Source organism: Desulfatitalea alkaliphila, from assembly GCF_022968795.1.
GTDB classification, from domain to species: Bacteria; Desulfobacterota; Desulfobacteria; order Desulfobacterales; family Desulfosarcinaceae; genus Desulfatitalea; species Desulfatitalea alkaliphila.
This window is the reverse complement of the sequence record NZ_JALJRB010000003.1, coordinates 224,364-246,031: the sequence shown is the minus strand read 5'-3', so window position 1 is coordinate 246,031 and position 21,668 is coordinate 224,364. Positions and strand designations below refer to the sequence as shown.

19 protein-coding genes, 1 tRNA gene and 1 pseudogene are annotated in these 21,668 nt (G+C 56.9%); 9 read left to right on the top strand and 12 right to left on the bottom strand.

Going from position 1 to position 21,668, the window contains the following annotated elements; all coding sequences use genetic code 11:
* Window positions 1-75 precede the first annotated feature (75 nt).
* Complete coding sequence (locus MRX98_RS04700; RefSeq protein WP_246903442.1) at window positions 76-1,767, bottom strand: hydantoinase/oxoprolinase family protein; 1,692 nt, start codon at window positions 1,765-1,767, stop codon at window positions 76-78.
* A 230-nt stretch (window positions 1,768-1,997) separates the two neighbouring features.
* On the opposite strand from MRX98_RS04700, the gene hisS reads away from it, so the two are divergent.
* From hisS to MRX98_RS04685, 3 genes are all read left to right on the top strand, one after another.
* On the top strand, window positions 1,998-3,287 hold the full coding sequence (hisS, locus tag MRX98_RS04695) for a histidine--tRNA ligase (RefSeq protein ID WP_246903441.1): 1,290 nt from the start codon (window positions 1,998-2,000) through the stop codon (window positions 3,285-3,287).
* A 244-nt stretch (window positions 3,288-3,531) separates the two neighbouring features.
* Complete coding sequence (gene aspS / locus MRX98_RS04690) at window positions 3,532-5,322, top strand: aspartate--tRNA ligase (protein ID WP_246903438.1); 1,791 nt, start codon at window positions 3,532-3,534, stop codon at window positions 5,320-5,322.
* Window positions 5,323-5,495: 173 nt separating this feature from the next.
* Window positions 5,496-5,571, top strand: a tRNA-Asn gene (locus MRX98_RS04685).
* Between the two features lie 367 nt (window positions 5,572-5,938).
* On the opposite strand, the gene MRX98_RS04680 is transcribed toward MRX98_RS04685, so the two are convergent.
* From MRX98_RS04680 to MRX98_RS04660, 5 genes are all read right to left on the bottom strand, one after another.
* Window positions 5,939-6,964, bottom strand: coding sequence for a nucleotidyl transferase AbiEii/AbiGii toxin family protein (locus tag MRX98_RS04680; protein WP_246903436.1), 1,026 nt, complete (start codon window positions 6,962-6,964; stop codon window positions 5,939-5,941).
* Window positions 6,907-7,713, bottom strand: a complete 807-nt coding sequence (locus tag MRX98_RS04675; protein ID WP_246903434.1) for a type IV toxin-antitoxin system AbiEi family antitoxin domain-containing protein — start codon at window positions 7,711-7,713, stop codon at window positions 6,907-6,909. The genes MRX98_RS04680 and MRX98_RS04675 overlap by 58 nt, the downstream gene beginning before the upstream one ends.
* Window positions 7,714-8,070: 357 nt before the next feature.
* Window positions 8,071-8,844 carry a DUF481 domain-containing protein gene (locus tag MRX98_RS04670; protein ID WP_246903432.1) on the bottom strand — a complete coding sequence of 258 codons (774 nt, stop codon included), beginning with the start codon at window positions 8,842-8,844 and terminating at the stop codon, window positions 8,071-8,073.
* 308 nt (window positions 8,845-9,152) lie between these two features.
* Entirely contained in the window at window positions 9,153-9,341 is a 189-nt protein-coding gene (locus MRX98_RS04665) for a hypothetical protein (protein WP_246903429.1), read from the bottom strand.
* Window positions 9,342-9,405: 64 nt separating this feature from the next.
* Window positions 9,406-9,828 (bottom strand): hypothetical protein, encoded by a 423-nt coding sequence (locus tag MRX98_RS04660; protein ID WP_246903426.1) that lies wholly within the window; start codon window positions 9,826-9,828, stop codon window positions 9,406-9,408.
* 168 nt (window positions 9,829-9,996) lie between these two features.
* Between MRX98_RS04660 and MRX98_RS04655 the strand changes: the two genes are divergently transcribed.
* On the top strand, window positions 9,997-10,725 hold the full coding sequence (locus MRX98_RS04655; RefSeq protein WP_246903600.1) for a helix-turn-helix transcriptional regulator: 729 nt from the start codon (window positions 9,997-9,999) through the stop codon (window positions 10,723-10,725).
* A gap of 389 nt (window positions 10,726-11,114) precedes the next feature.
* Here MRX98_RS04655 and MRX98_RS04650 read toward each other — a convergent pair whose 3' ends face one another.
* Window positions 11,115-11,993: a hypothetical protein gene (locus tag MRX98_RS04650; RefSeq protein WP_246903423.1), complete on the bottom strand. Its 879-nt coding sequence runs from the start codon at window positions 11,991-11,993 to the stop codon at window positions 11,115-11,117.
* 233 nt (window positions 11,994-12,226) lie between these two features.
* On the opposite strand from MRX98_RS04650, the gene MRX98_RS04645 reads away from it, so the two are divergent.
* Together MRX98_RS04645 and MRX98_RS04640 are read left to right on the top strand one after the other, a co-directional pair.
* Complete coding sequence (locus tag MRX98_RS04645; RefSeq protein ID WP_246903421.1) at window positions 12,227-12,529, top strand: hypothetical protein; 303 nt, start codon at window positions 12,227-12,229, stop codon at window positions 12,527-12,529.
* Window positions 12,526-13,956 (top strand): aldo/keto reductase, encoded by a 1,431-nt coding sequence (locus tag MRX98_RS04640; protein ID WP_246903418.1) that lies wholly within the window; start codon window positions 12,526-12,528, stop codon window positions 13,954-13,956. The genes MRX98_RS04645 and MRX98_RS04640 overlap by 4 nt, the downstream gene beginning before the upstream one ends.
* 249 nt (window positions 13,957-14,205) lie before the next feature.
* Here the strand turns inward: MRX98_RS04640 and MRX98_RS04635 are convergent, their stop codons facing one another.
* From MRX98_RS04635 to MRX98_RS04620, 4 genes are all read right to left on the bottom strand, one after another.
* Window positions 14,206-14,871 carry a VOC family protein gene (locus MRX98_RS04635; protein WP_246903415.1) on the bottom strand — a complete coding sequence of 222 codons (666 nt, stop codon included), beginning with the start codon at window positions 14,869-14,871 and terminating at the stop codon, window positions 14,206-14,208.
* Window positions 14,872-14,965: 94 nt separating this feature from the next.
* Window positions 14,966-16,012 (bottom strand): TRAP transporter substrate-binding protein DctP, encoded by a 1,047-nt coding sequence (gene dctP, locus MRX98_RS04630; RefSeq protein WP_246903412.1) that lies wholly within the window; start codon window positions 16,010-16,012, stop codon window positions 14,966-14,968.
* 37 nt (window positions 16,013-16,049) lie between these two features.
* Window positions 16,050-17,339, bottom strand: a complete 1,290-nt coding sequence (locus tag MRX98_RS04625) for a TRAP transporter large permease (protein ID WP_281432201.1) — start codon at window positions 17,337-17,339, stop codon at window positions 16,050-16,052.
* A 15-nt stretch (window positions 17,340-17,354) separates the two neighbouring features.
* Window positions 17,355-17,852 carry a TRAP transporter small permease subunit gene (locus MRX98_RS04620; RefSeq protein WP_246903406.1) on the bottom strand — a complete coding sequence of 166 codons (498 nt, stop codon included), beginning with the start codon at window positions 17,850-17,852 and terminating at the stop codon, window positions 17,355-17,357.
* A gap of 358 nt (window positions 17,853-18,210) precedes the next feature.
* On the opposite strand from MRX98_RS04620, the gene MRX98_RS04615 reads away from it, so the two are divergent.
* From MRX98_RS04615 to MRX98_RS04605, 3 genes and pseudogenes are all read left to right on the top strand, one after another.
* Window positions 18,211-19,374: an MFS transporter gene (locus MRX98_RS04615; protein ID WP_246903402.1), complete on the top strand. Its 1,164-nt coding sequence runs from the start codon at window positions 18,211-18,213 to the stop codon at window positions 19,372-19,374.
* Between the two features lie 124 nt (window positions 19,375-19,498).
* A complete protein-coding gene (locus MRX98_RS04610; protein WP_246903399.1) occupies window positions 19,499-20,287 on the top strand; it encodes a glucose 1-dehydrogenase in 789 nt (262 codons plus the stop codon).
* A 182-nt stretch (window positions 20,288-20,469) separates the two neighbouring features.
* Window positions 20,470-20,739, top strand: a pseudogene (locus tag MRX98_RS04605) (amidase family protein); the annotation flags it as partial.
* A gap of 51 nt (window positions 20,740-20,790) precedes the next feature.
* Here MRX98_RS04605 and MRX98_RS04600 read toward each other — a convergent pair.
* Window positions 20,791-21,633, bottom strand: a complete 843-nt coding sequence (locus tag MRX98_RS04600; protein ID WP_246903396.1) for an MBL fold metallo-hydrolase — start codon at window positions 21,631-21,633, stop codon at window positions 20,791-20,793.
* Between the last annotated feature and the right edge of the window lie 35 nt (window positions 21,634-21,668).

Here is a 21,668-nt window from a genome sequence, read left to right as displayed (position 1 = left end):
TGATGCGGTTGTTTGGGGGTTGGTGTGCAAAAAACGCTATTTATGCATCAACAACGATAACCGTTTGTCACAGCGTTACAAGTCTTCCCGGCGCAACTTGCCGCCGATGGGGTCGTAACCCTGTATTAGTCCGGGTTTGACCTGCGCGCGCACGCGAATGTTCTTGCCGATGGTGGTGAAGCCGCGGATCATGTTGAACTGATAGGCATCCACGATCTCCAGTTCCAGGTGATCCGGATTGGCGCCGCGCCGCAGCGCCTTTTCGCGCAGCAGTTGCAGGGCCAGTTCGCGGGCATCCTCCAGGGTGAAGGCGGCGGGAATCTCGCTGTTGAACAGCTCGCCGGAGGCCACGGCCAGCTGGCAGGAGGTGTCGGCGAACAGCGTGATTTCGCTGGTGGTGCGGGCCAGGGCACAGCCGATGGCATTGGCCACTTCGCAATGGGGCACCACCGAGACACTGCCGTCGAACTGCTTCATCAGATATTCGGCGAACTGGGTGGCCGGGCCGCCCAGCACCATCAGGTGGCGCGGGCGGATTTCGCTGCCCTCCCACAATTCGTGAACGGTGTAGACCGGTTTGCTGTTGATGCGCTCCAGCATCTCATTGGCCGCATCCAGGATCTGGCGGCAGGCCTGTTCGACAATCCGTACCGCGGCCGTCTCCAACCCCACGCCCAGTTGCTGAGCGATGGGGGTCAGGCCGGCTTCGGCGCGCCCGAGATCGCCGCCTTGCATCAGGCCCAGGACGCGGAAGGCATCGGTGGGGGTGGGGACGGTGCCGCCATAAGCCATGGCGCGACCCGTCCGATCCGGACCGACCGTCAGCGCGCCTTCCTCCATACGCACCACGCTGTCGCCGCCCACGCCGATGGAATGGGTCTGCAGGGCGCGGATCAAGGTTTTGTAAGGACCGATCTCGATGCCCAGAGGCGCCAGCAGGGGAACGCCATCGATCAGCAGGGCCATGTCCGTGGTGGTGCCGCCGATGTCCAGAATCCATGTCGCGCCGCTGCTGGGTGCGGTGGTCAAGGCGCCCATGACGCTGGCCGAGGGGCCCGAGAGGATGGTCAAGGCCGGGTGGTCGAAGGAGGACTCGAAGTTCATGTTGCCGCCGTCCGGCTTGAGGATGCGCAACGGCACATTGAGCCCTTTTTTTGCCAGGGAGCCTTTTACCGCCTCGAAGAAGGCCTTGTGCACCGGAAAAACCGCGGCGTTGAGATAGGTGGTGTCGATACGGCGGGGGAAGTTGAGGTTGCCGGAGAACTGATGCCCCATGAACACCTGGTCGCAAAAAGGGGCCACGATGGCGGCCATGCGCTTTTCGTGATCGGGGTTGTGCACCGAAAACTTGGTCACCACCCCCATGTAGCGGATGCCTTCTTTTTTGAACTGCTCGGCCGCCTCCTGGATTTCACGCTCGTCCAGCGGGGCGATTTCGCGGCCGCGGTGGTCCATGGCACCCTTGACCACCCGGTAGTGTTCGTTGGGCGCGAAAAGGGCCGGATCGATGCCCGGTCCGCCGGCCACGATCATGCCGACGGGGGGCAGCTTGCGTTGCACCACCAGGTTGGCCGCCAGGGTGGTGCTCAGCACGATGCGACGGATTTTAGCGGGGTCGACGCCCTCGGTAACCGCATCCAGGCCCGCCAGTACCGTTTCGAACAGTTGGCTCTCGTCGGTGGGCACCTTGGCCTGTTTTTCCAGTCCCGCTTGACTTAACAGAACAACATCGGCGTGCGTTCCACCGACATCGAGTCCGATGATCATGTGTTCATCTCCGCAGCCTGGTGAAGGTTTCGGTCACTTGCAACCTTGCTTCAAACTATCTAAAAGGCTATGAAAAGTCAAATAGATCCATTGCTTGTTTCTTGTTGACGCCACCCCGTTCCATAGGCTATCAAAAGCGGTTTAAGCAGACACATCATCTGGATTCACCGCCGCCGGCCACCGTTTGTTGTCGGCACGGGTTTGGTGGTTCCGGCATCGGGGTGCAGATCATGATACAACTGATTCGCGGATTCAAAGATATCCTGCCCGGCGAAGCCGGCCTCTGGCAGCATGTCGAAGGCACGGCCGCGCGACTCTTCGCCACCTTCGGCTACGGCGAAATCCGCGTGCCCATCATGGAAAAGACCGAACTGTTCGCCCGCAGCATCGGCGAGGAGACCGACATCGTCGAAAAGGAGATGTACACCTTCGCCGACCGGGGCGGCGACACGCTCACGCTGCGGCCCGAAGCCACCGCCTCCATCGTGCGGGCCTATATCCAGCACAAAATGTACGCCGGCGATCCGGTGCACAAGCTCTACACCATCGGCCCCATGTTCCGGCGCGAACGGCCCCAGAAGGGGCGCTACCGGCAATTCTACCAGATCGACGCCGAGGTGTTCGGCATCGCCGGCCCCTATATCGACGCCCAGATGATCCACATGTTGCACCTGCTGTTCCAGCACCTGGCGGTGACCGACGTGCATACCCACCTCAACTCCCTGGGTTGCCCGGCCTGCCGGCCACGGTTTCGCGAAGCCCTGCTGGCCATGCTCGATGGCGTGACGGACCAGCTTTGCCCCGACTGCCGTCGCCGCAAAGACCGCAACCCCCTGCGCGTGCTCGACTGCAAAGTGCCGGCCTGTCGCGAGGCCGTCGCCGACGCCCCGGCCATCGTCGACTACCTGTGCGCCGATTGCCAGGCCCACTTCGCCACCGTCACCCGCGCCCTGGACCAACTGCAAGTACCCTATACCCTGGACAAACGGCTGGTGCGCGGTCTGGATTACTACACCCGCACCACCTTCGAACTGCAGACCGGCGTCCTGGGCGCCCAAAGCGCCGTGGCCGGCGGCGGCCGCTACGACGGACTGGTCGAAGCCTTGGGCGGACCGGCCACACCGGCCATCGGCTTTGCCGTCGGTTTCGATCGCCTGGTGGAGATCCTCTCCCGGCAGCACACCATGGCCGCAAGGCCGCCGGCGCTGTACATCGCCGCCCTGGGCGACGCCGCCAAGGAACAGGCCTTTCGCTGGGCCGCCGAGTTGCTCGAGGCCGGCATCCAGGTGGAGATGGAACACGGCGACAAAAGCCTCAAGGCCCAGATGAAACGGGCCGATCGTCTGGGCGCGGGCCACGTGCTGATCGTGGGCGAAGCCGAACTGGCCGCCGGTGTTCTCGTGCTGCGCGACATGCAGACCAAAGCCCAGCGCGAGCTGCCCGTGGCAGGTGTGACGGCGGCGCTGGGGGCCCTGCTGCAATCAGCGCGCAACAGCGGCGACGACGGGAACATTTCTTAAACCTTGAAATTCATGCGAAATTTATAGTTTTAAGTGTTACGTGTTAAGTTTTAAGTTAATGAATTATATCAATTTTATTGAGTTGAGGAGCGTTGGAGAGGGTTTTTCCACCGTAAAAGCGGCATCGCCCGTTCTCTCACGGAGGCGGATGGGCCGGGGGGCCGATTGACAGCAATTTCACAGCAATACCCCATGAGCCGCTGCACGCACATGCGCAAGCATTATCAGAACAAGGAGAAAGACATTGGCTGACCTTTTAGGCGACATGCGAAGAACCCACCACTGCAACCAGTTGGGAATCGATGACGTGGGGCAGGAAGTGGTGCTCATGGGCTGGGTCCAGCGCCGTCGCGACCACGGCGGCGTCATCTTCGTCGACCTGCGGGACCGTGAAGGCCTCACCCAGGTGGTCTTCAATCCCGACGTCAACCCCGGCGACCACGACAAGGCCCACACCCTGCGCTCCGAGTACGTCATCGGCGTACGCGGTCGGGTGACGCCCCGTCCCGAAGGGATGACCAACCCCAATCTGGTCACCGGCGCCGTCGAAGTGATGGTCTCCGAGCTGCGCATCTTCAACCCCGCCGGCACACCGCCCTTCATGATCGAGGAGAACATCGAGGTCTCCGAGCCCCTGCGGCTCAAGCACCGCCACCTCGACCTGCGCCGGCCGCGCCTGCAGCGCAACATCATCCTGCGCCACAAAGCCGCCGCCGCAGTACGCCAATACCTCAACGGCAACGGCTTCTTGGACATCGAAACCCCCGTTCTGACCCGCAGCACCCCCGAAGGGGCCCGCGACTACCTGGTGCCCAGCCGGGTCAACCCCGGCCAGTTCTACGCCTTGCCCCAGTCGCCCCAACTGTTCAAACAACTGCTGATGGTTTCCGGCTTCGAGCGCTACTACCAGATCGTGCGCTGCTTCCGCGACGAGGACCTGCGCGCCGACCGCCAGCCCGAATTCACCCAGATCGACATGGAACTCTCCTTCGTGGGCGAAGAGGACATCATGGCCCTGTGCGAAGGCTTGATGGACTATGTTTTCCAGGAAGTGCTCGGCCGCACAGTGCCCATCCCCTTTCCGCGGCTCACCTACAAAGATGCCCTGGACCGCTTCGGCCTGGACAAGCCCGACACCCGTTTCGGCCTGGAGCTCAAGGAGCTCTCCGACATCGTCAAGGATTCGGGATTCAAAGTGTTCGCCGACGTCGTGGCCAAGGGGGGGATCGTCAAGGCCCTCAACGCCAAAGGGTGCAGCAATTTCTCCCGCAAAGAGATCGACGACCTGACCCAGTTCGTGGCCGTCTATAAAGCCAAGGGCATGGCCTGGATCAAAGTGCGCGACAACGATTGGCAATCGCCCATCGCCAAGTTCTTCACCGACGACGAAAAAGCCCGCATGACCGAACGGCTCGACATGGCCCCCGGCGACCTGATCTTCTTCCTCGCCGACCAACCGGCCATCGCCAACGAAGCCCTCGGCCAACTGCGCAACCACCTGGGCCGGCGCCTCGACCTGATCCCCGCCGACACCTTCAACTTCACCTGGGTCACCCATTTCCCCATGTTCGAGTGGGACGACACCGAAAAGCGCTACCAGGCCCTGCACCACCCCTTCACCGCGCCCCTGGAAAGCGACTACGCCCTGCTGGACACCGACCCCACCGCCGTGCGCTCCCGGGCCTACGACCTGGTGCTCAACGGCTTCGAAATCGGCGGCGGCTCCATCCGCATCCACGACATGGACCTGCAATCCCGGGTTTTCAAAACCCTGGGTATGGACCCCGACACCTACCAAGGCAAGTTCGGCTTCCTGCTCGACGCCCTGCAATCCGGCGCACCCCCCCATGGCGGCCTGGCCTTCGGCTTCGACCGCCTGGTGATGCTCCTGTGCGACGAAACCTCCATCCGGGATGTCATCGCCTTCCCCAAAACCCAAAAAGCCGCCTGCCTGCTCACCGGCGCCCCCTCGGACGCCGCGCCGGCTCAATTGGACGAACTCAACCTGCGCATCAAGGCCACGGCTCAAGTGTGAGCGGCGACCCAAAATCAATCCGTCGGCCGGGGGCACCCCGAACAAGGATGCCCCCGGCCGACGGGAAATAGACCCAGAAACAAAAACCACCATCATAGCCCTTGACAATTACCAACGGCTTTTGTAAAAACCCATTTTTCAGTGAGGGGCGCTTTCAAAAGCCCCGACCACGATCCCTGATAGCTCAATCGGCAGAGCGGGTGGCTGTTAACCACTAGGTTGTAGGTTCAAGTCCTACTCAGGGAGCCAATCACGAATGCAACCTTTTTCCTAACCGGTTGCTTAACGAATAAAGCCCCGCATCCATGATGCGGGGCTTCGTTGTTATTGTGGCCATGATTTCATAAGGTTACGCCAACCCCGACACTCCCGGCTGCATTCTCGATTCTCCGCCAAACCGCCTGTTTCATGTCCCGCGCCGAACATTTAACCTGAAATTGGCCTTCGGACCCCGAAACGAACGCGGAATTCTCTGATTCTCCGTTTTTCAGAATTCCTTGGTTAACAGGCCGGTTGCACCAGGGCATACGTGGTTTGAGGTTGTGTGAAGTAGCTGCATAGCCACTGGCAGTTGTTACCCATCGAATGAGTCTATGTCACGACCTTGTGGATCCTTTCAATCCAATCCCTTGTGGCGTTTTACGTTAAGGGCCTTCCATTGGAGAAGCGGCTGGCTTTGGATGCATTCTTGAAGCGCTTTGTCACGCGTGAGGATCGATGCATCGATCTCCCCCTTTTCCAACAGCAAATCCAGAAATTCACGCTCTGGAGCATTGAAGGGCAGAATCGCTTTCAGCTTTTCTTGGCATTCCTTTACAAGCCGTTTCCCATATTCGGCAGGTGGACCCTGCTTTTCCATGAATCGCCTGTTCAACGTGGGAATGAGCAGCCTTGCCAACTCATCGGGATCAAATTCCACATCCGCGATTGAAACCGTTCTCCAGTCCTTGCGGTTCATCCCGCCATAGACGACGAAAGCGAGCCGGAGGCGTTCTCGGTCGATCCCTTTCATCGTGAAAATTCGGTGACAATCGAATAAATCCCGTGCCTGACCGCGTGCCAGCAGTGCTGTAAGCTTGCCGGCCGCCAGCTCATGCCGGTCAGGGAGAGTGATATTTCTAGCCTGGAAATTGCCGAGCGCATGGGAATCGGCAGTCTCAATATCCCATAGCGGCTGTCTGAACATGAAATTCAGATCTACTTCGAGATTGCCGCTCTGCCCGGTGTAGCTCTGATAGCTCAATCGCCACTTGCCGCCGGCATGTTCGGTCGGTACCCGTTTGGAGGTGAACCCCTCCCGGGAAAATACCGCCTGAGCCGCTTGTTCGACCTTGGGCCGGTCGGCCAGCATGGCATCTCGCTCCAGCGCCCCGACATAGTTGAGGTCGATGTCCACCGATAAACGGGGAAGATCGAAGACGAACAGGTTCAACGCGGTACCGCCCTTCAATACCCATTTGCCTTTCAGCATCGGGTGGCGGTTTAACTGGTCCAGAAGATTGAGCAGGTGGAGCACCTTTTCGACCATCTCCGCCCTGAAGCCCGTGGACGCGGCGATGGGCAATACTTCCGACGGTGAGAAAATCACAGCACCTCCTCCCAGGATCTGTTCAATATCTCCTCCGGGATCATCAGGTTCCAATCCCCGACCCACCGGCATCCGTCGCGCTTGCCGCGCACAAAATAGTGGGGTTGGCGGGGGCGCAGCCTTCGCAAAGGTTCTATGTGGACATCCTCAACCATCAATGCCTCTTTATGCTGCGCCAAAAAAAATCCTACCTTTGCGGCCGTGGTTGCATTTTCCAGTAAAAGGACATAGGCGATGATCTGATCCAGGTCGAAGAATTCAACCGACTCCAGGGAGCGCCATATCTCCTCCCAACTGCCGGTCAGGTCCGGCCGGTCCAGCACATCCACCAGGGTTCTCTCAAGGCTTGTGACCCGCAGGTCCACACCGGACCGGTTGCGTCGGATAACACCGAACATTGCTTCGTCCTTGGCCACCAGGGCCGGCGGCACGGGAGCACGTATGAAGTCATGACCCTGAAACGTCAACGGCATGGATTTGTTTGCCGACACATAGTGCAGCCGCATATAGATCGAGTAGGCCTTTCCGTGAAACGCCAGCGCCGTATGATAGGCAAGCACCGCATCCGGGGTTAGCTTGGCCGCCACCAGGTAAGGATCGACCGGGCTCGATGTCGGATCGGCGCCCGCTGGCACTGTCGCATACAGGCTCCGCCGGATCGGTATGATGCGCCCCTTTTTACGGTAGTAGGTCAACAGCGACCGGCGGGTGTTCGGATTGCCCGCCCCCCTTGCGGACAGGAAGCGGTCCAGCTCCTCCACGGTAAACACCGCATGCTGTTGCAGAAATTCATCCACTTTCATCGATTGATCCAATTTGACGTTAGGCCGATATCGCATCAATATAATTAGTCTTATCTATAAAAAAAGTCAAATATATTGAACTCGGATCTTTTAGATGATTTAACAATCGGGTGAAATAATGCTTAATAAATTACTACTAAAGCGTCTATTTGTCAAATTGATTGGGTCCATTGACAACCGGACTCATATTAAGCCGGAAAAAGGTGTCTGTACACTGGAAACAGGAAATCGCAGGCATTGCAGGCCGGGGTGGGAAAGGTGGGATTGTGGTCCCATCCCGGTCCAGCGGCGCCGAGATTTCTGGATAGCACTTTTCCCCTTCTTTCTGGCGCCTTGATCCATCATGCGGGATAATGATCAGAATTGATACCCAAGGGTCAACAGTGCGTAATGGAACCAGCTGAAGTTGTAGACATCATCTGAATCGGCGCCGCCTTCCAGCGTGCGGTAACCGGCGCCGACGCTCCAGTGATCGTTCAGGGCATAGCGCACTTTCAGGGATAGATCGAGGGCCCGGCCGGGACCGCCGGCCAGCCCTTCAAAGTCCAGTATGGCTGTCCAGCGCGGTGCAAAGGCCCATTGAGCAGAAAAGTTCAAAAGTGGTGCAAAGCCGAAATCGCTGTCGGAGGCGCTTATGCCGTTCTGCTCCAGTTCTATTTTCGCGTCGCGCACCAGGATCGTCGCACCCACCCGCATTTGCCACGCATCGGTGTTAAAAAAAAGATACCGATAGCCTGCCCGATAGGTGTTGAATTTGTATGTCCCCTTGGTCGAGGTCCCTGGAGCGAAAGTGCCGCCGGAAAAGGAAACCGATCGATCGAAACTGCCCTTGCCGTCGAACTGGAATGGCGCCACTATGAAACGCAACCCATGCCGCTGTCGAATGTTCCAGTCGAGGGTGATGCGGCCGGCAGGATAAGGCCCGCTGCCGGTCAGGTCCTTGAGCGAAAATTCAGTTCCGGTATCGCCGGGTATTCGCACATCGTTTCTGGTTTGCCACACAGGGCCGACTTCAAGCTCGAAGGCGAACCGGCGCCAATGGTTTGGTTCGGCCGCCGGAGCAGCGGCGGCGGCCGCAAGCGACAACAGACAGGCAAGGCAAAAGGCGGGAATCCTTGATAAGCTGAGCATGTTTTTTCTCCCTGAAGGGCTGTAACTGCTTGGACCAAAGGCAATGGGGCAATAGGTGTTGAAGAAAAACCGGGATGGGCAGAGTGTTGAGATTGCGACTTCCCAAAATCGATGGTCCGTAACGCACAGTTGTTACCCGGTTCGATTGTGGCAACGGACAGGGGCTTAAAGGGCGATGCCCTGTTCGCTTATTGAGTCGAAACCAGGATATTGCTTATCACCCATTTATTAAAAGGACAATGCCACATATGATCTGGGGGCGTGGTCACCACCGAGCTTCGCCGGTTTGTGGGCAAGGGAGGCAACCTTCAGCTGTTATTGGGGCCGAAGGTGAGGCTGTCTTCGCCGGAGTTGGAAAAGGCCCTGCGCTGGGTATAGCCTGGATATTCGTAGCGATATTCCAAGAAGGGCAGGCTTGTGATCGTGGTATGTAATCGCAATGTGCAACGATTTTTCATTTCGTCATCTTTGAAACCATTGTAGAGCACGAACAGCACCGCGAGACATCCTGCAATTATGGGTAGAATCCGGATTGTGGTCTCTTCGCAATCTCCTTTATTCTCAACGCTTCATTACTCCTGATTGGAAGAGGGGTATGAGATAAGCAACTAAGTATGTGATGTTCGGGATCGTGTTGCGCCAAAAGCCTGTCGCCACGGATAGAATACTGTCGATGATGAACCAGGTGAGCACGCCGAGCGTGACCCAAGTCCAGATGTACTTATGCGTAGCATCGGGAAGATGGTCCGACGCCTTGATTACGCCGATAAGGGTAAAACACCATCCGAGGGTGACCGGACCCAGGACGGCCAGCGAGAAGCGCAGGTGTGGGGTGAAGTCGGCCGGAATGTCAGGTCGAAGAAAGGTGAAGAGCGTTCTGACCGGCCAACTGGTGGCGTCGAGTGCGCCAAGCGTCAAAACAATCCCGAACCCGCCGACCGCCAGCGCCCACAGCATCATCCAGGTTCTCCAAATATCTTTCATCTTGAACCTCCTTTTAGGGGTTGATTCGACCTGTCTTTCCGAATATGATGCATTGTAAAGATCAGGAAATCAATTACCTCACAGGTAAAAACAATGCAGAGTTTGATAAGGCTACCAAAAAACGCATCCGTGGGGGATCTCCTCCGTTTTTGGCGTAACTTTAACAGGATGAGCCAATTGGATCTGGCGCTGGAGGTTGGTGTTTCCTCAAAACATTTAAGTTTTGTGGAAACAGGCAGGTCCCGGCCCAGCCGCAATCTGATCTTGAAAATAGCCCATTCGTTGAAACTGTCGCTCAGACACCGCAATGGATTTCTGAAGGCCGCAGGGTATGCTTCCGAGTTTGGTGAAGAACCGCTTAACGGCGAAAAGATGGAAATCATCCGACATGCCTTGTGGCGCATGCTCGAAAAGCATGAGCCATATCCGTCATTTGTATTGAATGCGGCGTATGATATCTTGATGACCAATTCCGGCTACAAGCAAATGATCAAATACCTTGCGGGGGAATATGCGCTGGAGAAATACCGGAATGTGTACCGCATGACCTTTGCCGAAGACGGGTTGAAGCCACACATCAAAGATTGGTCGGGGGTAGAGCAGTTTTTGCTTAATCGACTGTGGGATGAGGCCGCTGCGACTCAAAACATCGAATTGTTTGCATTATATAGTGAGGTCGCGCGGCAGAGGACTAGTGAAGCGCAAATCGAATGGCATGTTGATGACAATCTGCCGGTTATGAATTTGACCTTTGAAAAAGACGATATAAAGGCGAGCTTCTTCACTACGATCACTACATTGGGTACCCCGCTGGACATGACAACACAGGAACTCCGGATTGAGTCCCTTTTCCCTGCGGATGAAGATACAAAAAAGTTATTCTCTCAGAACGGTTGAATTGAACAAGGAGGCGACTGTTGCATTATTTGCAGCAGTTCAAGATAAGGGCGGGCGGTCGAGCGATCTGTCAGGAACCGGTTCGCATCCTGGCGGCGCGGCTCAGAGACAGGCGGCACCGACGCACCCCGGCGTACGGTAGGAGAATTGCGGCAGTGCGCCGAAAAGGCGCGTCCGATCCGACTGGAGAAGCAAAAACAGGACTGAAAGCAACGGGGGGTCAAGCGACGTGAGAAACGCAAGGCGTACTTGGAGAATCTGTCCAGCGATTTTCCCAAGGCCTGGTCCACGGTCAAAGAACCTGTCGGGCGCGGATCGGGGCGTGGTTATGACGAAGCCTGCCGCATACTCGTCGACATCGGCGAACCCTGTGACCTGTTTTTGACAATCTACGCCTCATCCGCCGGTCCGGCACTGCCGGTTTCTGAAGTGTGCCGTGCCAGTGCATCGTTTACCCGCTGGGCAATCCGATCAATCATGCGGGTGCCGATCTTGTTCAGCCCCTGGACCTGTTGCCGGTAATCATCCACAAGTTTTTCAAAAAAGGCCACCATCCGATCGATACGGTCTCGATTGGCTTTTATCTTTTCGGCCATGGCATCGCCGACGGCATCGGCGCTCTCCGCCAGCTTGTCCAGTTCGGGCTGGGACGGTTCGCTTGCCGGGGCTGAAGCTGCTTGCGTCGCCGGCGGTGTCTGGGAAACCATCGTCACCTCGCTCTGCTCGGCCCGAATCACCTGCCGCTGAAAGGACATGGAGGCCTCAAACCCGGCGATGGTATCCAGCCCTTTTATCTGATCGGCTTTGGCCAACATCGGTTTGAGATTACCATTGACGAAGTGATGCATCATCCGGTCGAGGGACTTTAAAGCCAGCTTGATGTCTCTGCGTTCATCTGCATTCAAATCCCCTTCAACGGCAAAGGTGATCTCACGCTCATAAGACCCGTAAGCCAAGCTTGTGCTTTGATGGGCATAGCCCGTCCCATCCATCGCGCTTTTTTCGTGACTGCCATACAGGGCAGCCATTTTGGCATCCAGGGAGATGGTGACTTTATCGCCTTCCGCCGTCACCAGCTTGAGATCCATGCGCTTTTCGGTGTTGACGGTCACGGCCTTTGTATTTTCGGTCATAACGGTCTTCAGGTTCTCCGGCAAACCACTGCCGGTATTGTACTGGGGGGTGTATTTTGAAATAGCTGTTGATTCCATACGATGCTCCTTCGATTCAATAATGCGGACCAGAGCGCCATCAGCAGGCCACAGCATGGATATCTATCGGGCTACGTCACGGCAAGGCGGTCCGCGGTCCTTTCATCTTCTAAATGGATATCGGCAAGAAGCGCGGTAAACTTTACCGTCGATGCAGGATGTCGCGAACCGGAGCTCAAGCAACGGATATTGTATGCATTTTAACCGGCAATGGTGTGGTTTCAATTGTCCACATGCGTGGGCTTACAATTCCATGGTTGCTGATTCGGGCATGCGCCCATCCGAGGTGCATGCCGCTGTATATCGCGCTGTCAAAGCCGGCTTGGCAAATCATGATGGGTCCCAAAGCGAACCCCACATCAGAGGGAAAAACCAATAATTCAATTGAAAGTGCTTTCCCAAAGAGCGGACCATCGATATACTCGAAAACAGTACGTCAATTGGGCGAACGGGCCGATCGCTTGCGCCGGTGCAATTCCTTTCTTGCAATCCTGACCGGCGCCGAAAGGGTGCAGGTCATAAACGGCCTGGCGTACAGTGTGGGCGACTCGGAAGTGAATCTTCAGTTCATGGAACAAGGGAGGACAAAATGACACAACCAATGACACGCCGGCTGGGCCGGACCGAGCGTTTTGTGACCACCCTGGGCCTGGGAGGACAGGCTTCCCTGCAATGGACCGCCGAGGGTATCGACCCCGTTGCCATCATCGAAAAGGCCTACAATGCGGGCATCAACTATATGGACACCTCCAATGTTTATGGGCCGAGCCAGCGCAATTACGGCCACGCCTTTCGGCGGATAGGGGTGTCGCCTGCAGCCGGCAATTACAACGAACGGGCGCGCGCCGATCTCTTTGTGGCCGGCAAGACCCACATCCGCACCGCTCGCTGCCCGGCGGGCGAGCGGTTTCCCACCGACTGGAGCGACGGCATGTCCGATGGGTTCGGTGTGGCCACCGCGGTCGATGACGTGCGCCGGGCGCTGAGTCTGATGTTCGGCGACGGCCAGGGGGGCTACCCTGAGGGGGCTTATCTCGACTGCATTCAGTTTCACAACATCAATACCATGGCAGAGATCGATATGCTTTTCGAAGGCGTTGACGATCCCGACCCGAATCGGCCCTGGATGGGCGCTTTGGCAGCGATGCTGGATTTGCGGGAGGGCACCGACCGCACCGGCTGCAACCCCGAAAAGGAGCGCCTGGTCCGGCATATCGGCATCAGTGGGCACTGGAACACCGCGGCCTTGATGTACGCCATTCAAAGGGATGAACGCCGCGTGATCGACACCCTGCTCGTTACCGTCAACCCCAGCGACGGAAAGTACATGGCGCACCGGCACAACGCGATTGCCACTGCCGCCGCCGCCGATATGGGCATCGTGGGCATGAAGGTCTTCGCCGATGCGGCCTACTATCACAAGGCGCCGGTTTTTTCGAGCACCATCGATGATGTCTACCACCAGGTGGGTTCCGCCGAGCTGCCCAGTGCGGACCTGATCCGTTATGCGCTCTCTGTCGATGGTGTCAGCACCCTGATCATCGGCATCGGCCGCATTGATGATGATCCGGCCAAATGCCAGCTGAGCGCCAATCTCGCGGCGGCGCAACTGAAGAGTCCTCTTGGCGCTGAGCAGATGGCCGCCATCGAAGCCCGCGTTACAGCGGCGGGCAAGGATGGGGCCAACGCCTATTTCCAGAGGCCGGCCGTGGGGTTGACCCCGCCGCGTCATGTAGGCGCCGAGGCGGACGCGTCGATGCCCGCCTTCGGCCGCAAGGCGGTGCGGGTGAGTTGGGACAGTGCCTACGCCGGCGATACTGCCATCGATCACTACGTGGTGCTGCGGGACAATCAGGAGGTGACCCGGATCACCCACCGCCCCCAGATCAGCCGGCAGCGGTTTTGCTATGACGATGTGCTGAAGGGTGAGCCGGCAACTGTGCCCCACGATTACGTCGTGCGGGTTGTCGACGAGGACGGCCGCACTGCCGACAGCCCGAGTGTGCGCACGGCCGCTTAACCTGGGCGTGGGAAACCCGGGAAATGGTAAAATGGCCCGTGGACATTGCATGCCGGCAAAACCGATCTTTGCGTCGGCTGCAACGTGGTTGATGGGGAAGTGCAACAGGGCGCGACCGCCTTGGCGAAAATAGAATTTCGCGGTTTCCACCCGGATGTTTTCGATGATGCTTTTGTGGGTATGTACAACACGCCTCATGACGTGGGGAAAAAGGGTTTAAGCGCTCCCTTGCCGCCACGGGCCGGTTCTTCACGTTTGTCGATGGACGATGATCTTGCCGGACGAAAGATATCGAAGGCCTTCCGGTGTGCTGATGGTGGCAGACAAAGACGAAGTTCCGTCTGAAGAGGCCGCGACCGAAGCAATGCCTTGCGCATCGATAGACGAAAGCAGCCGCTGGACGCGCTTTGGATCGGGGTGGAAAATTTCGAATTCAACAAGACGCAACCCGCGGTCGGCAAGCCGTGCGGCGGGGTGCACGCCTGACGGCCATTCAATAAGCGCCGGAGCTACGCCATCGAGCGGCACCAAACCATCCGGGGGAATGGTGATAAGCCAATTCAGGTCCCCGCGTTGCATGGGCGTGACGCTTCCCAGGGACTCTGAACTGCGCCCTGCCGCCGATCGGATATCCGCGGTGCGGGCGACCCAGGTGGACAGCGCGGGCAATGAGCTGTCGGAAAGATTATCCATACCAAACCAGCGCGGTCGATCAGGCGCAGGAAGCGATGGATCGATGGAAATTACTTCGAGGTAGAGCGCATCGCCGAGGGAAAGAAGAAGGTTGTGGGTTCCCATGGATGGATGGCTGCCGCCGGCTTGCGGGTCGACACCCAACGCTTCTTTTATGAAGGCGGCCCCGATCCCTAAAGACGGAGCGGTGATCACCAGATGATCGATACGGCAACCCGCCATACACCAACCTCCAAGGATTCATGAAACAAGACAGCAAATCATGGCCGACCGTTGACGGCCGGCCATGATGGTTGCAGTTACGGCATCTCGTTTTCTATTCCTTATATCCCAATTCCTTCGCATCGTCCTTGTAGCCCAGTTCCCAAAGGACGTTGCGGTAAATTTCGAGGAACTCTTTTCCCTCATCCGACTTCTGGGCTTCATCATAAACGACTTTGTGCCCCACAGCGCGTGCCTTGGCAAGGTCTTCGTCACTCCAGGTGGTTACGGTCACATTGGACAGCGCTTTCCATTTTTCACGTGCGATGATTTCATGGTTATACACCATGGCGGAAAGATAACGGATCCGGTCACGGGCGGCGAAGACGATGTCCTTATATTCCTGGGACAAAGCATTCCAGCTTTTGGGATTGACAACCAGCGGAAAATATTCGCAAGTACCGTTCTGCAGCGCGGGATCAATAACGTGGGTGACAACTTCATGGAACCCCATGCGCATGTTTTCATCCCAGAATGTCCACTCCGCCGCCTCGATGCTGCGTGTCTGCAGGGCGGTATAAATGTCGGGAGCGGAAAGGGAAACCGTGGTTGCCCCAAGCGCCCGATAATATTGACCGCCGATGCCGGACGCGCGAATTCTGAGCCCTTTGAGTTTGTCGATGGAATCAATGGGCACGACCGCCATCAACTGCTCATAGAGCGGGCTGACCATAGCGTGGCCCAGATAGGTCAATCGATGTTTTGCATAGAGCTTCTCAAACCAGGGTTCGATCTTCTCCACGAGGTAGGCGCCCTCGGCATAAGTGCTCAGAGGGGATCCCGGCTGCGTGGTGAAATTGAACAACGGATCCTTGCCGGGCCAGTAAGCACTGTATACCATGCCGGCGTTGGCCACGCCGTTGGCGAGGTTGTCGAAGGTTTCGAAAACCGGAAAAAGAACTCCGGCAGGATAAGCCGTTATAACAAAATTGCCTCCGGAAAGGATTTTCACCGTCTCCGCAAAAACCTCGGCGATACGCTGTTGCTCCGTTCCCGGCATGGCATGTGTCACCAGCCGCCAGTTGACCTTTTGTGCAAAAACCGTCTGCACCCCCATCATCATAAAAAATACCGTCATCACAACCACAAGTGCTCTTTTCATTGCGTTACCCCCTTTTTTTAAATGTTATTCGGAAACCTTACAAATTAAACAGGTATCTGGGCAGCCACAAAACGATGTCCGGAAATAGAAATATTATAACAACACAAGCGGCCTGCAGAAAAAGCAGGGGCACACAGGCCTTGTAAATCTCGACGATATCGATACTTGGCGGCGTACAACCCTTCAAATAGAAAAGACTGAACCCGAACGGTGGCGAAATATAGGCACTTTGGAGAATGACATTGACCACCAGGCCGATCCAGAGCGGATCGAAGCCCTGGGTAACCAGAATGGGCGCAATAATGGGCACGGCGAGAAAAATAACGGCGCCCGGTTCAAGAAACATGCCCATCAGAAAAATAAAAACGGCGGCAACAACAAACACCATATTCGGACCGCCGGGCATATTCATGGCGAAATCGGCGACCAGTGCATTGCCGCCAAGACCGGAGAAAACGGATCCGAAAGCGCTGGCGCCGATCATCATCCATCCGACCATGGCGGTAACGCTCAAGGTCTCATGGCAAGTATCGTAAACGATCCTCCAGGTTAAACGCCATTTGATCAAAGCCACAAAAAGCGCCCCACCGGCACCAAAAGCCGCCGCTTCCGTCGGGCTTGCCACTCCCAACAGAATAGTGCCGAGCACAATAACAATCAGCAGCGCGGGCAATAACACATTCTTCAAGGAGATGAATTTCTCTTTCCAGGTTGCACGCTCATCGGCAGGCAACGCAGGCGCAAAGTCGGGGTCGATCAGGCCACGGACAAAAACGTAGATAATATAGAAGGTGGCCAAAACAACCCCCGCGGAAATGCCGCCGGCAAAAAGACCGCCAATGGATACGCCGGTTACCACACCGTACAGAATCATGTTCGTGCTGGGAGGAATCAATTGCCCCAACGTGCCGCCGCCCAGAATCGCACTCAACGCCCCGCGGCGGTTGTAACCGTGCTTGAGCATCTGCGGCAGACCGATCAGCCCCAGACCGATAACCCCGGCGGCGACCACTCCCGAAACGGCCCCCAGAATGGCGCCCACCAGAATCGTCGCAATGGCCAGGCCGCCACGCAGTGGCCCGGACCATTTATAGAAGGTGTCATACAGGTCTTCCACGACATTGGTCTTTTGAAGAATGTAAGCCATGAAAATGAACAGGGGGATGGCGATAATGACAAAATTGTTCATGGTTCCCCAGGTTGCGGAAACCAGAATGTTCAGGGCGCCCGGGCCCCAAAGGTAATAGGAAAATACAATGGCAACGGCCGCCAGGGCAAAAGCGATGGGCACACCCGCCACCAGCAGCGGGATAAGCGCCAGAAACATATAAAGCGGTGACATCTATTCCGTCTCCTGCAGCGGATCGCTATCGTAGGAAATTTCCGATGTGCCCCTGATGTGGGCAACGATATCAATACAAGCCTGCACGGCAATCAGAAGACAGGATATGGGGATAATCCAACGAAACCACCATATAGGTGGATTGAATGGTGTCTGCAGGATGGACCGTTCGCCGATGAGCGTGGAGCGCCAGGCACTCGGCACACTGATATAGATAATGACAATCGCAACGAAAAGGACGACGGCTTCGGCAAAAACACCCTGAACCCTGCGCCACCGGGCGGACAAATAGTGGTTGATGATATCCACGGCAACATGTTTTTTCAGCATATGACAATATGCCGACCCAAGCATGAAGAAACCCCCGAACAAGAACAGGGACATTTCAAAGGTCCATATGGGAGGGGATCTGAAAAAATAAGATTTCAAAGCACTGTACACGATGATGGCAATGAGCGGCAGAATCAGAAGTGCAATCAGCCTTCCCAGTCGACCCATGGTTATCCTCGCTATGTTCTATGTATATTGCGATTCAGAATTTATGTTCCAATAACATTTTTAACAATGGTTCCGTCAACTCGTTTTTTAAAAATATTTGCGAAAACGTTCTCTCCTGTGTATCACTCAACTTCATGGATGCACACGAATTCGTGTTTATTTGGGATAAAGTTCATGGCCGACCACCTGCGGCGCAAGGCGCTGATTCAGTGATTAGGGCTCGCGAAACATGCGCGAGCCCTTAGTGAAGACCGGCATCTAGTATGATCAGTAAAAATGAGCGCGTGAAACCCATCATATGGTTGCGTTCGTGCTTGGATTACCTGCAGTGGGTTTTACTTTTGGATGAGATCGAAGGATGAATGTTTATGACAAGGCCGATATCAAGGTGTTGTTTGCCTTGACCCTGGTGCATTTCACCGGTGATTTTTACAGCTCCTTCACCAATCCGCTGTTTCCTCTGTTCGTTGAAAAATTGGGTTTGTCGTTAACCCAAATCGGGATTATTGCGGGGCTCAACCGGTTGCTGGCCTTTATTGTGCAACCGTCGGCGGGGTACCTGGCCGATCGTTATCAGTCCCGGGCGTTCATTTTTTGGGGCCTGCTGCTACCGGTGGTGTTCATCCCCCTGTCGGGTCTGGCACCGGGATTCTGGACCCTTTTGATTGTCATCGCTTTGGGTTCCATCGGCTCTTCCATGTTTCATCCCTCGGTGACCGGCATGGTGCCTTTGTATTCCGGAAGTAACAGCGGCTTCGCCATGTCGGTTTTCAACACCGGCGGCACGCTGGCTTTCGGCCTCGGGCCGTTGTTCATCACCTGGTATGCCGTTCGCTTCAGCCTTGCCGCGGTACCCCTGACCATGCTGATGGGGCTATGTGTCTGCATTTATCTCTTTTTCGTGGTTCCGATTCCCCAAAGCGAAGGATTTCGTCATCTGGGGTTTTTCAGATCCATCAAAGAGAGTCTGGGCAATGTCTGGAAAAGCGTGTTCCTGATCTGGTTGGTGATGGTGCTGCGGGCCATTACCGGCCAGTCTTTTTTGACTTTTATGCCGGTGCTGTATGTGCAAAAAGGGTTTTCATTGGTATCGGCCGGCGGCATATTCGCGCTTTTTACCGTGGCCGGAACGGTCAGTGGTCTGGGGGCCGGGCTTCTGTCCGATCGTATTGGTTATAAGCCGGTGTTTCTTTTTTTCCACTTTTTAATGACGCCGATGTTGCTGCTCTTTTTGCGCCTGGAAGGGCATTGGGTCTATCTGGGCGCCATACTGGCCGGTGGATCGGTTCTGGCCACCATGCCCATAGGTGTCGCCATGGCCCAGACCCTGGCGCCCAGAGGTCGGTCCATGGTGGCCAGTTTGATGATGGGATTGGCCTTCGGCCTGGGGGGGCTCGTATCGCCACTGGTGGGCCGATTGGCCGACCTTTACTCGATTTATGCCGTACTGAATGCCGCGGCATGGTTACCGCTGTTGACCCTGCCGCTGATTGTCGCATTTCCGCGGGTCAAGCAGGGCTGAACCGTGGCGATGATCGATCCATTACCCTCTCAGACTTGCCGACCCCCCTGAAAGCCGTCCCACCAAAACCATCTGTCATGGTAAGGGGATCCCCACTCAATAGAAGGAACGAAAGGAATAAAACATGGATCTTACACAGTTCTCGCTTGAAGGAAAAGTTGCCGTGGTCACCGGTGGAAGCCGGGGCATAGGGCGCGCCGCAGCTTTGGCCATGGCGGATGCGGGCGCCCACGTTGTGGTCAGCAGCCGCAAGATCGACGGCCTCGAACCGGTTGCGGCCGAGATATCGTCCAAGGGCGTAAAGGGACTGGCTATCGCGGCGCATGTCGGCAAAATGGAGGATGCCAAGGCACTGATTGATCAAGTGATGCAACAATTCGGCCGCCTTGATATCCTAGTCAATAATGCCGGCACCAATCCCTATTTCGGCAAGTTGATCGACCAGGACGAAACAACCTATGACATCACAATGAACGTCAATCTCAAAAGCATCTTTTTTTTGAGCCAGATGGCAGCGAAGATCATGAAGACCCGGGGCGGCGGATCGATCATCAACACATCCTCGATCGGCGGTATACGGGCAGGCGAGTTGGGCGTCTACTGCGTTAGCAAGGCGGCCGTTATTATGATGACCCAGGTGATGGCCAAGGAATGGGGGCAATACAATATCCGGGTCAACGCCATTGCCCCGGGAATCATTAAAACCCGTCTCAGTGAAGCCTTATGGAAAAATCCGGAAGTCAATGCCAAGGCAGTTGCACAAATTCCAATGCTCCGTCTCGGCGAGCCGCAAGAGTTGGCCGGCATCGTCGTATTCCTGGCATCCCGGGCAGGAAGCTACGTAACGGGCGAAACCATAGTTGTCGACGGCGGTCGGGTGCATGGTGAACCCGCCTGGCTGGAAAAGAAATAAGCAAATGTTGAAAATGTTGTGTGAGCCAGGTAAGCGTCCCGATGTAACCGGTGGTGGTTTGGCGAGAAGCCACGGTGGCGGGAAGATCGGTAAAGGGACTGCGCACAGCAGGTGTCCGGATAAAAGGCGATGAGGCCGGTTTCCAATTTCCCAATTGCTTCAATTGGTTGAAATCGGATCCGATGCTTTTGGAATCATTTTCACATTGTTCGGCCGGATGGGGGGGCACTGAACCGGAAATCTTCGGTCCCTGTCGCAACCCTTGGCAGCCATCTTTTTCTCCCGGCGGTTCAAGCGGCGGCTCCGCAGCGGCTGTGGCAGCGGGCATGGTACCGATGGCCGGCGGGGGCGACGGTGGCGGTAGTATCCGGATTCCGGCCGCGTATTGCGGCTTATTCGGTCTTAAGCCTTCACGCGGCAGAAATCCGAGCGGCCCTCGTCAAGCAAGGATATGGCAGGGGGCTGGGCAGGAAACCAGTAGAGTCGGCGCCACCACCCATCGATCACAGGATGTGAAAATGGAGGCTGTCGGTATTGGCCTGCCGGACCACCACACCCTCTTTTTCCAGTTTCTCCAGGTGCGCCAGCACGGTCCTTTCCGCCCGCGGCTGCAGGTCGTGGCCATGCATGCGGAAATCGGCTTCATCGTAGATCCGACGGGTGATGCCGGAGGGGGTGGAGAGGCCTTCCCGCAGGGCTTCCAGGACCCGTGCCTCCCGCATCAGGCGATGGGCGATGTACCACTCGATGCGCTCCTGGACGCCCTCGGTGATGACCGGGCCGTGGGCGGGGCAGATGGTGCGGATATCCATGGCGGCCAGGTTGCGGAGGGTGGTGAGGTAGTCGGCCATGTCGCCCTCGGGGGGGGAAATGATAGCGGTGCCGCAGCCCAGGATCGTGTCGCCTGAAAACAGAATCCCCTCCTGTGCAATGTAAAAACTGAGGTGGGCGGGCGAGTGGCCCGGTGTATGCAGCGCCTGCAGGGTGTAAGGCCCGGCTTTGATGGCTTCACCGCCCGCGAGCGCCTTGATCCGGGTGCCGTCGGCCAGGTGGAACACCGCGGGTTCGGCGGTGCCCCGGTGGCACAACAGATGGCCCCCGTGTTGCGCCAATAATCGGTCGATACCGCCATGATGGTCCGGGTGGGGATGGGTGACGGCGGCATATTGTATGGAGCGGATGCGGTTTGCCTGCAAACAGGCGTCCAGGGGGTTGCCCTTTTGGAAAATGGGGTCGATGAGCACGGCCTCGCCGTCGCCGCCGATCAGGTAACCGTTGGTGGAGTGGTGGGGCGGCAGGGTCAGGGTGCTCACGGTGGCTTGGTGGATCGAATGCATCGGCTTCATGGATCGGTCTTTCCCGGCCGCCACCGGCTGCGGGG